A 14520-nucleotide genomic window follows, 5' to 3' on the forward strand; every position below is an offset into this window, starting at 1 on the left:
GCCTCGATTCAATGCCGATTTTAAAACAAATTTTGATCAAAACTTGCCAAAAATAAAGATAATCCCGCAAGATTTTGGGCGAGTTTTATTAAATGTGATAAACAACGCTTTTTATACGGTTCAACAAAAAAATAAGCTAAACTTGGAAGGTTATAAACCATTGGTGAATATCGAAACGTACTTAGAAGAAGATGAAATTGTAATCAAAATTCAAGATAACGGTTTAGGTATGCCCGAAAGTGTAAAAGCAAAAATATTTCAACCATTTTTCACCACAAAACCAACGGGCGAAGGTACAGGTTTGGGGCTAAGTTTGGCTTATGATATTATTACCAAAGCTCATGGTGGGACTTTGGAAGTAGAAACAAAAGAAGGCGAAGGAACAACGTTTATTATAAAATTACCTTATATTTGAATTAAATTTGAGTAGCTGTTGAAGGCTAAATTACAAGCCTCTTAAAACTCTTTAAAAGCCTATTCCCAATGAGAATCTTAGTAGTTGATGACGAAGAAGACGTAAAAACGCTTTTTTTACAACGTTTTCGTAAAGAAATTCGAGACGGTGAGTTTATGTTTTCGTTCCAACATTCGGGCGAAGATGCTTTAACTTTCCTTCATGAACACGAGTCTGAAGCAATTTTGATACTCTCCGACATCAATATGCCAGGCATGAGCGGTTTAGAACTATTAAGAAGAATAAGGTTAGTAAGTCCAGCCGCACCACCTGTTGTGATGATGATTACAGCCTACGGTGACGATGAAAACCACGACCAAGCCATGAAGTTAGGAGCAAACGATTTCTTGACCAAACCTTTAGATTTTGCTGACCTCAAACAAAAACTCAAAAGCTCGTTATGAACGCCAAAATAATGGTAGTTGATGATGAGGCGGACTTAGAAACGCTCATCAAACAAAAATTTCGCCGACAAATTAGAGAAAAAACGTATGAGTTTAGCTTTGCTAATAATGGGGTGGAAGCATTAAGATTATTGCACGAAAGTCCTGATATTGATATGGTATTGAGCGATATAAATATGCCAGAAATGGACGGTTTGACGCTCCTTACCAAACTTGCTGAACAAAATCCATTACTCAAATCGGTCATTGTTTCGGCTTATGGAGACATGGATAATATTCGCACGGCCATGAATCGTGGAGCGTTTGACTTTGTGTGTAAACCTATCAATTTTGAAGATTTAGAACTAACCGTCGAGAAAACACTCAAGCACGTTTTACAAATCAGAGAAACCATCAAAGCCATTAAAGAAAATAATATTCTGAAGATGTATGTTGATGAAACGGTGCTGAAATTTATGAATGGTCAAGAATTTGAATCATCACTCACTGCCAACGAAACCATCGAAGCTACCGTAGTTTTTATTGATATTTGTGGTTTTACTGCTATTTCTGAAAAAGAATCGCCCGATACTGTAGTCAATTTGATTAATAAATATTTCGATATTATGGTCAAAGAAATTATCGAACAAGGCGGTTATATTGATAAATTTATGGGCGATGCCGTGATGGCCGTTTTCAAAGGCGACTACCACCTCGACCGAGCCATCGAAGCATCTTTGTCGGTTCGCTCAAAGATTGACTTGATTCAAGAACATTTACCCAATTTTGAGACTTATTTACCAAAAGTCTCCATCGGAATTAATACTGGGGAGGTTATTTCGGGTAATATCGGCTCTGCATCGCTTCGTCGGTTAGATTATACCATCATAGGAGATATTGTTAATACTGCCCAACGCCTCCAATCGGTGGCAAAACCAAGTCAGGTTGTCGTAAACGAAGTAACATATCATAAAATAAAAGAGTCTTTTACTTGCAGTGAAGTTGGCGAAGTAAACCTCAAAAATAAGTCTTTACCCGTCAAGATATTTGAAGTTGTTTCCTGACGTTCTCCTTTTATCCTTTCCTTAAATTTTTAAATTAATAGGGAACAACAAACCATTATTTAGGGTTATTACAGAATAGGAATAGCATTTTGACTATTTTGATTGTATCTTTGTGCATTATTTATGATACAAAATTGTATTTAACTAAGTTTATAACAAGCAAAAATAAAATGCTCACTATCAGTAATTTACACGCCAGAATAGAGGAAAAAGAAATATTACGTGGAATCAATTTAGAGATAAAACCAGGTGAAGTTCATGCTATTATGGGGCCCAACGGTTCGGGAAAAAGCACATTAGCTTCGGTTTTGGCAGGTCGTGAAGACTACGAAGTAACCGAAGGTTCAGTATTGTTTAATGGGAAAGATTTACTTGATTTAGCTCCTGAAAAACGTGCCGCTGAAGGTATTTTCTTAGCATTTCAATATCCAGTAGAGATTCCTGGTGTAACGACAATCAATTTTTTGAAAACAGCTCTCAATGAAATTAGAAAATATAATGGTCAAGAGCCTTTAGATGCTGCTCAGTTTTTGAAGCGAATGCGAGAAAAAGCAAAATTAGTAAAAATTGATGATGCTTTATTGAAACGCTCACTCAACGAAGGATTTTCGGGTGGTGAGAAAAAACGCAACGAAATCTTCCAAATGGCAATGCTTGAACCAACTTTAGGTATTTTGGATGAAACAGATTCTGGACTTGATATTGATGCACTACGTATAGTTGCTGAAGGTGTAAATCAATTACGTAACGAAAACCGCTCTTTTATTGTAGTTACCCACTACCAACGTTTGCTTGATTATATCGTTCCAGATTTCGTTCACGTACTTTACAAAGGTCGTATCGTGAAATCAGGAACAAAAGACCTTGCTCTCGAATTAGAAGAAAAGGGTTATGATTGGATTAAAAATGAAGTTGATGCTTTGGAGGCGATTTAATGTTTAATGATAGAATGAGTTAATGTTAATAAAAATACATATTTAACTTTACTAAACAGTCTATTTTTTATGCAAAAAATCCAAGTTTCAAATAGTCCGAAGCCAGTGGGACATTATTCGCAAGCAATTGTCAGTAATGGATTGTTGTTTACTTCTGGAATTTTGCCTATAAAAATAAAAACGTCTGAAAAATTATCGCCCGAAAGTACAATAAATAAGCAGTTGGAGGTGGTTTTTCAGAATTTGGAACAAATATTAAAAGAAGCATCTCTAACACCTAATGAAGTAGTGAAAACAACAGTTTACATTACTAATGGTGAAGATTGGGGCATAATTAATCAAACATTCGCTGATTTTTTTGGAGAACATCGCCCTGCCCGTTCGATTATTCCAGTGTCAGCATTACATTTTGGATATAAAATAGAGTTGGAAGCTATTGCAGAAATGCTTTAGTCCATAGACCATAGACGATAGTTCATTGTTGGGTTTTCTAAGAATCGACTATGAACTACCGCCCATCGACTAAAATTATGAATTCAATAGAAAATAAAGAATTAAAAGCACAATTAATAGCAGATTTTCAGCTATCGCAAGCAACATTGAATGGTAAAAGTAATATGCCCATTCATCAGTTACGTGGCGAAGCTATGAAAAATTTTGATAAATTGGGTTTCCCAACCATTCGCCATGAAGAGTGGAAATACTCGAATGTAAGTAACTTAATTAAGCAAACATTCGATTTTCATACGAAAACGGATTTCAAGAAATCTGACTTAAAAAAAATACACGTACCGCATTTGAAAGGTAATATCCTGTATTTTATCAATGGAGTTTATAATGCCGAAATTTCGGAAATAGCAACACCTGAAGATAAACTCAAAGTTATTTCTTTTTCGGAAGCCCTTGCTACCCAGCCCGAATTAATTGAAGAACATTTTGGTAAATATGCCAACTACCAAAACGATGCTTTTACAGCCCTAAATACTGCTCTTTCTAATGACGGCGTAGTAGTTCAAGTAGCCGATAATAAAGTTGTTGAAGAACCAATTATTATTCGATACATCTCTGATGTGAGGCTTGCAAATGTGGGTTCACAACCTCGAAATTTGATAATTGCTGGTAAAAACTCACAAGTAAAAATTGCGGAATCTTACCGAACTGTTGGCGAAAATGCCTCTTTTGTAAATACTGTCACCGAAATTATCGTTGGTGAATCGGCAATCGTTGATTACTATAAGGTGCAGGATGAGAGCGATAAAACCTATCATATTGGCACTACGCAAGTACATCAAAAAGGACGTAGTTATTTTTATGCAGCCACGGCAACTTTAAACGGTGGATTTGTAAGAAATAACCTTAACGTAGTATTAGATGGCGAGCATATTGAAAGCCATTTGTTTGGATTATATGTGCCAAATGGCAAGCAGCATATTGATAACCACACATTGGTAGACCACCAAAAGCCAAATTGCGAAAGCAACGAACTTTATAAAGGTATTTTGATGGATAAATCTACGGGTGTTTTCAACGGGAAAATTTTTGTTAGAGAAGATGCCCAGAAAACAAATGCTTATCAAAATTGTAGAAATGTGATTACTTCTGACGAGGCTACCATGAATACAAAACCGCAGTTAGAAATTTGGGCAGATGATGTGAAATGTTCGCACGGAACAACCACTGGTCAACTCAACGATGAAGCTATTTTCTATATGCAATCACGTGGAATACCTAAAAAAGAAGCCATACGTTTACAATTATTAGCATTTGCTCAAGATGTGGTTTCTCAAATCAAAATTAATTCTATCAGGGAATATATCGAAAAATTAATTTTGGAAAAATTAGAAGCAGCTTAATAGATTGGAATGATATTAAAATGCCTCGTAATCTACTGATTACGAGGCATTTGTGTTTTTATTTCAATACTTCTACCGAAATCTTACTGTCGGCATATATTCGATGTGTTGCTTTCTGAAAATCACTTTCCTCGGCTTTATAGATGTTTGCTACATATTTTTGAGGATTTATATCAAATAAAGGAAATGCAGTTGATTGCACTTGAATCATGATTTTATGCCCTTTTTTGAACGTATGTAAAACATCTTGAAGACGAAAATTAATGTCAGTTTTTTTATTTGCTATCAAAGGTTCTGGTTTTGAAAATGAATTTCTGAAACGTGAACGCATAATTTCACTTCGTACCATTTGTTGATACCCTCCCAAAGTGATGTGTTTGGGAGTATAAGGACTATTTTTTTCATCACCTGGATAAACGTCAATTAATTTAACAAAGAAATCAGCATCTGTTTTTGTTGTTGAGATTTTGAGGTTTGCCATGATTTCGCCGCCAAGTGTGATATCTTCTGTCAAAATAGCTGTTTCGTACGTCAAAACATCGGTTCTTCTACCTGCAAAACGTTGGTCTTCACTCATGTAGTTGCGTGGGCTAAAGCCTGTTATTTGTTTGGGGTCTTCGGTGTATGGCACTGGCTTTGCAGGGTCAGAAATATATTCTCCGAAGCCTTTACCAGTCATTTGGGTTGATAATTTCCCATTTGGATTCAAGTAAAAATTAACTTTTTGAGAAGTTTTTACTGGAAATTCCGAAAATTCACGCCATTCTTTTTTACCAGTATCAAACAAATAGGCTTCTGGTAAACCAGTTTTTCCATCACCCGATTCTTTCAAAAAATGCTTAAAAAATTTCAATTCCATATTTTTCTGAAAATAGGTTGAAACGCTATCACCAAAATAAATATTAGAATGAAAATGATGTCCTTGTTCACGAGCCCAGTCACCATGCCCAAAAGGCCCCATTACGAGTGTATTATAGGCATTTGCATTGTTTTTCTCTAAGTTTTTGTAAATATTCAAGGGGCCGGGTAAGTCTTCTGCATCAAACCAACCTCCAACTACCATCATGGCAGGAAGATTTTTGACATTTTTTAAATACGGAAGAATGCTCCTTTTTTTCCAAAACTCATCATAATTGGGGTGTTCAATATGTTCTTTCCAGAAGAAATTATCACTGTAAACTTTTGTGAAATTCTTCAAAGGAGTCATTGTTTTGTACCAATCAAAACCATCTACTGTATTGAGTTTTGGAAATTTATCATCGTACCAAGAATCGGTCATTGGTTGAGGGTGTTGCACGCCAAAAACTGGAAAAGTCATACCATATCCAATGGTAAAAGCTCCATTATGGTGAAAGTCATCAAAGAAAAAGTCTGAAATGGGAGCTTGAGGTGACGATGCTTTCAATGCTGGATGTCCGCACAATGCTCCTGCAATGGTGTAAAAACCAGGGTAAGAAATGCCATATTGACCCACTCGACCATTATTATTTGGAATGTTTTTTACCAGCCAATCAATCGTATCATAAGTATCAGAAGCCTCATCAATGTCAGTTTGCTTGGTTTTATTGGCAATATGAGGAGTCATATTTGTCCAAACTCCTTCCGACATCCAACGACCTCGCACATCTTGGTTCACAAAAATGAATTTTTCTCGCATCATATAACGTGAATAATACAACATTTTAGGATAATCATCTTTTCCATAGGGCGAAACATCATAGCAAGTACGTTGCATTACTATTGGATAGGCATTGCTGGGCGAAGCATCTTTTGGCGTATAGATATTTGTGAAAAGTTTCACGCCATCACGCATAGTGATTTGTACTTGTGTTTTTACATAATTTTCTCTAACAAAAGCCGAGTCTTGCTGTGCAACTGACATTGTTTGTGCTTTTGTTAAGAATGACAATAGGTTGATTGTCAATAAAATAAGGAGTTTTTTCATTAGTTTAAAGGAGAGTTTTATATCTTAATTGAATGGAAAAACGCTACCTTTTGTTAAATAGCGTTTTTCTCAAAGTGATTCATTCCAAAATACTTTTTTTACTAAAAACTCACTACTCTTTCATATTCAATTCTCCTTCCCATTTCGCAACAACTGCCGTTGCAACGGCATTTCCTGCAACCGAAGTAGCTGAGCGACCCATATCCAACAACCAATCAACAGCAAAAAGTAGAATTAAACCTTCGGCAGGGAGATTAAACATTGACATTGTACCAGCAATAACCACCAAAGAGGCACGAGGTACACCCGCAATACCTTTACTCGTAATCAAGAGTGTAAGCATCATCGTTACTTGCTGTCCGATACTTAAATCTATTCCATAAGCCTGAGCAATAAAACCAACGGCAAAAGTCATGTACATCATTGAGCCATCAAGATTGAACGAATAGCCCAATGGCAAAACGAAACTCACGATGCGTTCTGAAACGCCAAATTTTTTGAGTTGTTCAATTTGCAAAGGCATTGAAGCCTCTGAACTTGCTGTACTAAACGAAAGAAAAAGAGCATCTTTTACATAAGTCAATAATTTCCAATAAGGCACTTTGACAAACATACAAATAAGTGGTAAGATGACTAATATAAAGAAAGCAAGTGTAGCAAAGAAACAGATAATCAGATACAGATAACCACTCAAAATTCCCAAACCTTTTTGGGCAATAACAGCCGCAACTGCTCCAAAAACACCATAGGGGGCAAAGCCCATTACATAGCTAACGATTTTGAACATTATTTCAGAAACGGCATCAAGGGCTTTGATAATAATTTTTCCATGATCGCCGATAGCGGCAGTTGCGATACCAAAAAAGACTGAGAATACTACAATTTGAAGAATTTCGTTGGTTGCTAATGCTTCAAAGAAACTTTGAGGAAAAAGGTGTGTAATGAAATTTTCCAAAGTCATTTTCTTAACTTCAATGCCGGTGTCTGCACCTGTTTTCGGTAAATCAATTTGCATCATTCTGCCCGGACGGAGAATATTTACAGCCACAAGCCCAGTTAATAATGACAAAATGGTAGCAAAATAGAAATAACCGAGTGTTTTTGCCCCAATTCTTCCCACTAATTTGAAATCACCCAGTTTTGCAATGCCGACTGTCAGAATAGAAAAAATCAATGGTCCGATAATCATTTTTATCATTCGCAAGAAAATCTTACTCAGAAGATTGAGATATGTGCTTGCCGAATCGAGCGATGCGACATCTTCTTTAAATGATTGATTCAAAATGTAGCCGACGATGATACCGAGCGTCATGCCGATGAAGATTTTCCAAGTAATGTTTAGTTTCATACGAAGTGACTTTAGGATGATGAAATTTGTCCCAATTTAGGATTTGGGAGGGTTTAGGTTTTTGAAAAATTTCCTATAAATCGGTTTACGATAAAGGAATTGAAGATACAAGATAGGATAAAAAATGTAATCTGTCAAAATTGTTGGTGTGCGAAATTCAATTTCATCAATAATTTTGCTTCCAGAGCCATTGGGCAACGCTTCGCTTTTTACGATTCTGTGCTTGTGTTTCCAGTACGTTAGAAAGAACGGAAGCTGCTCGCCTTCATCAACAAAGTAGGCTTCATCTACCGTAAAATAAAAATCAGTGATTTTACTGACCCAAAGTTGCCGTTTAATAAAAAAGTTTAGTTCTAATATAACTTTTTCGCCAATTTTCTGTCCAAATGAAATAAGTTTTACTGGAGGAAATGGTGGAGATAGTTGCATAAGGAGCTTTTCGTCAAATTGTTCCCAAACTTTTGAAACTGATTGATTGACAGAGGTTTCTATTTTGATTTTCATTTTTTTTAGACAGTAAATTATGAGAACTGAGATGTGAGAATTTGGTTTTGGTGATAAAAGCCGCTATCTCAATAAAAAATAACGTAAAAAGCACCTATTAATCAGGGGTTTTTACGCTAAAATAAATGATAATAGTTTAAGACCTTTGTTCTGTTCTAATAACCCCAAAAATAAAAATTATGTTTACGTTTTTAGAAATCAGCAATAGTTTCAGCAATATGGTGATGATTTACCCTTTACAATTTTTGTTGGTGGGTGTCTTACTAATGTTGGGTCTATATGAATTATATCATTCGAGTTGTATTGGAAGAATTTTTCACCAAAGAAAATTTTTTAAGTAGATTTTGTTTCATCATAGTGGTTAAGGTTGTACGCAAAAAGCCGCCTCGTTTTGAGGTGGCTTTTTTGTAGGCTTTGTCTCAAAAAAACATATTCCGTTTTTGGTTATTTTTCTTGATATAGTCTTAGAAGTTGTTTAAGTTTTTTTGCTGATAAACAACCTCTAAGATTCTACAAAAATCTTCGACCTTCAGAACAACTATCTATGTCCAAAATAGAATTTTTATTTCGTTAATTCCTCGAAGTTTCACTGTCTATATACAATGCGAACCGCCATGATTTGACTCTGAATTAATTATAAAAATGACAAGTGGTAGCCTAATGAAATGTGAGTCACCCAATAATATTTTAGAAATAAATTTGCTTCAAACACCAAATATGATGCCGCTAAAAACATCTTGCTAAAACCTGGTTTTAAAGCTTAGCAAGGAAGTTTTTTGAGACTTTTATTGATGGCTGTGGAGGGAATAAGTAGTATAATAATTGAAAACAAAAGCGATATCTAACCAATATGAAGAAAATTTATTTAACTTATTTAATAAAATTTATTATTTCAATTTTTGTTGTAAATTTACTTTCTGAGGCGGCATTTGCAGGAAGTGGGACGCAATATCAAAAGGCAAATGGAGCAAATTATAGAGCAACGTTTATCATCAATAACCCAATTGTAGTTATTACACAACCAAGCACACCAACAGTTTGTTATGAAAGTAATACCTCACTAAGTGCTACTGCAACTGGTAACGATGCCTATATTTGGCAAAAACAAAGTGGTGTAAGTTGGATAAACGTAAGCAGTGGTAATATTGCCAGTGGAGCGACCGCAATTTTATTGCTGTCAAATGTAACGACAACAGAAGTATATCGCTGCTTATTTACCAACAATGGTGGAATAAATACCTTCGCAACTAATCAAATCACGGTAACACCTCAACGACCTTCAATAACAGTGCAGCCATTTGATGCTTTTGATTGTAAAAACCTTGTGGTTAATTTTTTTGTAGGAGCTACTAATGTAGATTATCGATGGCAACGCAGGAGGGTAACAGATACCGATTATATAGATTTGACTGATGCTGTTCCAACTGATGTTTCTGGAACAATTACCAATTATCTACGAATTGACAAGGCGGCGTCTGCTAATAACCTTGATGGTACGCTTTATCGATGCAAAATAACTGATAAAACTACTCCTTTTTGCACAAATACAACTAATAGTGCATCTATAAATGTTAACTCTTTTAATACAAATATAGTAACTACAAGTCCAGTTTGTTTAGGTAATAGCATTACTTTTACTTCAAATATTGCAACAGGAGCATCTCGTTTAAACAGTTATCAATGGTATAAAAATAATATTTCAGGAAGTATAATCGGGGCAAATAATGCTTCATTTACAACAATAATTGCTTCAACGTCTGATAATAGTTGGGGTGTACAAGGAAATTTTCAATCTAATGATACATCACCATCAGGTGTAACAACAACAGCCACTTGTCTTTTGTCTCAACCCAGTAGCATTACCATAAGAGATTTACCTACAGTCCCAACACTTACAAATGCAACTCGTTGTGGTTCTGGAGCAATAACACTAAGTGCATCAGGGGCGACAACAGGGAAAAATTATAAATGGTATGTTGATAATAACCCTGCGACGACATTTTTCCAGAAAGACTTATACACATATTCGCCTACGTTAGCTTCAACCACCGATTATTATGTAAGCATTTATACAACAACTTCACCTTTTTGTGAAAGTGCAAGGGTGAAGGTAACAGCTACAATAAATACCCTTCCCACAATAACTTTGGGCAGTGTATCTGATATTTGTAATTCGGCTACGACATTTAATTTACCTCATTCAACTCCTACCAATTCTCCCAATGAATATTCAATTTTAGCAGGAACACCAGCATTAAGTGGCTTTTCGGCAATAATAAATGTGGCTTTGGGAGGCTCGCCAATTAGTGTTACAATTCCAGCAAATACTACGGCAAATACTTATCAGTTTGCAATTTCGGTGAAAAATACAACTACCAATTGTGTTTCCGCAAGTCAAAATTTTACAGTTAAAGTCAATAATACGCCCGTTGCTCCAACGGTTTCAACTCCAATAAATTATTGCCAAGATGCTACAATTGCAACATTGTCAGCTACAGGTTCAAATACTTTATTGTGGTATGGTACAAACTCTACGGGTGGAATTTCGAGTGCAATTGCTCCAACGCCAAGTTCAGCTTCGACAGGAACTACAACTTATTATGTCAGTCAGAAAAGTTTTGATAATTGCGAAAGTACACGGGCTTCGATTGCCGTTGTTATTCATGATAATCCAGTTGCTCCAACCACTTTACCAGTAAATTATTGTAAAAATGCAACAGCAGTGGCACTTTCGGCAACTACAACGGCAGGAAATAGTTTAGTTTGGTATGGGACAAATTCAACGGGGGGAGTTTCAAGTTTATCGGCACCTTTAGTTTCAACATCATTTGTTGGAACTACAACTTTTTACGTTAGTCAAATCTCTCCATCACCTGCCAATTGTGAAAGCTCAAGAGCTTCGATTATAGTTACTGTTTATGATAATCCAGTAACTCCAACAGCCACAACACCAATAGGTTATTGTCAAAACACCATAACTACGGCACTTTCGGCAACAGCAACGGGTACTTTATTATGGTATGGAATAAGTGCAACAGGTGGTACTTCGAGTGCCTCTGCTCCAATTCCACAAACAACTTCAGCAGGAACTTTTACTTATTATGTAAGTCAAAAAGATGGCAATAATTGCGAAAGTACAAGAGCAAAAATTGATGTTGAGGTTACACAAATACTTGCAGCCGGAATAATTGCTGGAACAAATGCTTTTTGTATAACTGGAGTTCTGAATAATTCAACCACATTAACGGCAAATCCAACTGGTGGAAATGGTGACTTTAATTATCAATGGCAAAATACGACAGGAAATATAGCTTTGGCTACGAATCAAACTTTTGTAACCTCGACTGCTAATAATTATAAGACAGTCATATCTTCGGGCTATTGTACTGCTACCACTGCTACTTTTTCAGTTTCAGCACAAGGTTGGAACGATGTTCCGAATATAACAGGCAATACGCCTGATATTTGTGGAAGTGGAACAAAAACTTTGAGCATTGTCAATCCAAATGCTTCTGGAACATACAAATGGTTTACTGATGCAAGCACTTTATCGCAAATAGCATCGGGGACAAGTTATTCTACGCCAACTTTATCAACAACAACAACTTATTATATTGCTCGTGAGCAAGATGTTACAGGAAGCCTCACTTGCCACACTAACCGAACTGCTGTATCCATAAATATAGTTACATCTCAACCAGCTCCTACAATAGTCAATTCGGCAAATAGAACAATTTTATGTAACAATGAATCAGTTTTTTCATTAACAGTATCGTGCAGTTCAGGAAATGGGCAATATCGCCTAAATAGTGGTATTTGGACTTTAGGAAATTCTGTAAATATCAATCCAGCGACCTATTCTTCATCCCTTACATTTACCTATGATTTTAAATGTGTTTTGAGTGCTGCATGTGAAAGTTCTTTGGCTTCAACAAACATAACGGTAAATCCTGCACCCAATGCACCAACTATTTCGGGAAATACGTCTATTTGTTTAGGTAGTTCAGTGATATTATCGGCAAGTGGTTGTACTGGAACGGTAATTTGGTCGAATGGCGTATCAGCAAGCTCAATAATAGTTGCGTCAGCAGGGACATATTCAGCCACTTGTACGGTTAATGGTTGTGTAAGTTTGGCATCTTCCCCTCAAATAGTAGTAGTAAATCCGATTTCACAAGCTCCAATAATTAATTCCGACGATACCGATAACATAGTTTGTCAAGGAACAAATATAGTTTTAGCAGCAAGTAATTGTTCAGGAACGGTAATTTGGTCGAATGGTGTAACAGCAAGTTCAATAATAATTTCGTCTGCAGGAACTTATAATGCCACTTGTACCGTAAATGGCTGTGTAAGTTTGTCATCAATATTACAAACAATTGTAGTAAATCCGTTGCCGAGTTTTGCAACTCGACCGTTGAATCAAACCAATTGTAAGACATTAAGTTCAACTTTTTCAGGAACTGTAAATACTTCATCGGCTTTACAATGGGAATACAGGAAAGTTTCGACCGATGCTTTTGGAAGTGTTGGAAGTTCGTCAACATCAACAACTTCCCCTTTAACAGCATCAAGCATTGGTTCTACAACATATCCTCATGGTTCAGAATTTAGATTAAAAGCAACATTAAATGGGTGTATAACATATTCAGATATTGCTATTTTGAGTGTAAACTCTATCAGTGGTGATATTCCAGACCAAATAAAATGTAATAGTGGAAGTACAACTTTCGATTTAACTACTTTAAGTATCGTTGGAACAATTTCGAGTTATCAATGGGAAGTAAGTACATCCTCAGGAAGTGGTTTTAATAGTGTAACAGGGAGTCAGTTTAATGGAGCGAATACTCCAATATTAACTATTAATCCTGTCAGTGCAAGTGATGGAATAAAATATTACCGTTGTAAAATTGTTTTTACAAATACATCGACTGGTTCCTGCACGATTTCGTCAAATAGTGGAAAATTGACCGTTACAACCATTATTCCATCAATAATTTCTGGTGCATCAGCAATTTGTTCAGGAAATGCAACAACGCTAACAGCGAGTAGTTGTTCCGGAATTATCACATGGAATACTGGAGCAGTAGGAAGTTCGCTAAGTGTTTCATCAGCAGGAACTTATAGTGCCACTTGTACGCAGAGTAGTTGCACAAGTTTGGCTTCAAACATACATATACTTACTGTAAATACAATTCCGATAGCCCCAACAATTAGTTCTGATGATGCAGATAATTCCGTATGCCAAGGCACAAATATAATTTTAACAGCCAGTAATTGTTCGGGAATCATCATTTGGTCGAATGGCGTAAGTGCAAGTACGATCACTGTATTGTCTTCGGGAACATATAATGCTACTTGTACGGTTAATAATTGCATAAGTCCAGTATCGGTTTTACAAACAGTAATAGTAAATTCGAAACCATTAGCACCAAGTATTTTAGGTAGCACAAGTATTTGTTCAGGAAATTCAATAATCCTTACTGCGACTGGTTGTTCGGGAATTATTATCTGGAATACAGGAGCAACAGGAAGCACGCTAAATGTTTCATCAGCAGGTACTTATAATGTTACTTGTACAATAAATAATTGTGTGAGTTTAACATCTGCTACTCAAACAATTACATTGAACCCAATTCCACCAGCTCCAACAATTATTGGAGATTTAGCAATTTGTCAGGGAGGAAACACAACATTGACCGCCAATGGTTGTGCAGGAACAATTACGTGGAATACGTCAGCAACAGGAAGTACATTAAGTGTTTCATCAGCAGGAACTTATAGTGCTACTTGTACCGAAAATTTTTGTTCGAGTTCAGCTTCACAAGTACAAACAATTACTGAAAATCCTTCGCCAAGTATCACACTTGGAATAATCAATAGTATATGTAATTCGGCAATAACGTTTGATTTACCTTATTTGGCTTTCAATAACAATCCAGACAAATATAGTTTGAGTTCAACAATGACAGGTTTTGTAGCCATTACAAATGCAATTTTACCAGTTTCTCCGTTTTCGGTAGCAATTCCAGCT

At 36.0% G+C, this 14520-nt stretch carries 10 protein-coding genes; 7 read left to right on the forward strand and 3 right to left on the reverse strand.

Annotated features, from left to right (window positions below; translation table 11 throughout):
- The 6 genes from ACH2CJ_RS04095 to sufD form a co-directional block, all read left to right on the forward strand.
- Positions 1–415, forward strand: a 415-nt coding sequence (locus tag ACH2CJ_RS04095; RefSeq protein WP_394990950.1) for a sensor histidine kinase, incomplete at its 5' end; no start/stop codon positions are given.
- A gap of 68 nt (positions 416–483) precedes the next feature.
- Positions 484–858: a response regulator gene (locus ACH2CJ_RS04100; RefSeq protein ID WP_394990951.1), complete on the forward strand. Its 375-nt coding sequence runs from the start codon at positions 484–486 to the stop codon at positions 856–858.
- Entirely contained in the window at positions 855–1901 is a 1047-nt protein-coding gene (locus ACH2CJ_RS04105) for an adenylate/guanylate cyclase domain-containing protein (protein WP_394990952.1), read from the forward strand. Before ACH2CJ_RS04100 ends, ACH2CJ_RS04105 begins: the two co-directional genes overlap by 4 nt.
- Positions 1902–2071: 170 nt before the next feature.
- The gene (gene sufC, locus ACH2CJ_RS04110) at positions 2072–2836 is read left to right on the forward strand and encodes a Fe-S cluster assembly ATPase SufC (RefSeq protein ID WP_394990953.1); all 765 of its coding nucleotides are present in this window, start codon (positions 2072–2074) and stop codon (positions 2834–2836) included.
- 69 nt (positions 2837–2905) lie between these two features.
- Complete coding sequence (locus ACH2CJ_RS04115; RefSeq protein ID WP_394990954.1) at positions 2906–3289, forward strand: RidA family protein; 384 nt, start codon at positions 2906–2908, stop codon at positions 3287–3289.
- Between the two features lie 77 nt (positions 3290–3366).
- Complete coding sequence (sufD, locus tag ACH2CJ_RS04120; RefSeq protein WP_394990955.1) at positions 3367–4689, forward strand: Fe-S cluster assembly protein SufD; 1323 nt, start codon at positions 3367–3369, stop codon at positions 4687–4689.
- A gap of 58 nt (positions 4690–4747) precedes the next feature.
- Here sufD and ACH2CJ_RS04125 read toward each other — a convergent pair whose 3' ends face one another.
- From ACH2CJ_RS04125 to ACH2CJ_RS04135, 3 genes are all read right to left on the reverse strand, one after another.
- Positions 4748–6634, reverse strand: a complete 1887-nt coding sequence (locus tag ACH2CJ_RS04125) for a CocE/NonD family hydrolase (protein WP_394990956.1) — start codon at positions 6632–6634, stop codon at positions 4748–4750.
- 112 nt (positions 6635–6746) lie between these two features.
- Positions 6747–7982: a dicarboxylate/amino acid:cation symporter gene (locus ACH2CJ_RS04130; RefSeq protein WP_394990957.1), complete on the reverse strand. Its 1236-nt coding sequence runs from the start codon at positions 7980–7982 to the stop codon at positions 6747–6749.
- A gap of 36 nt (positions 7983–8018) precedes the next feature.
- Positions 8019–8486: a hypothetical protein gene (locus ACH2CJ_RS04135; RefSeq protein WP_394990958.1), complete on the reverse strand. Its 468-nt coding sequence runs from the start codon at positions 8484–8486 to the stop codon at positions 8019–8021.
- Between the two features lie 850 nt (positions 8487–9336).
- Here ACH2CJ_RS04135 and ACH2CJ_RS04140 point away from each other — a divergent pair.
- Positions 9337–14520 (forward strand): beta strand repeat-containing protein (locus ACH2CJ_RS04140; protein WP_394990959.1); only part of this gene is annotated, 5184 nt, incomplete at its 3' end.

Source organism: Emticicia sp. (genome assembly GCF_043780375.1).
Taxonomy (GTDB): domain Bacteria; phylum Bacteroidota; class Bacteroidia; order Cytophagales; family Spirosomataceae; genus Emticicia.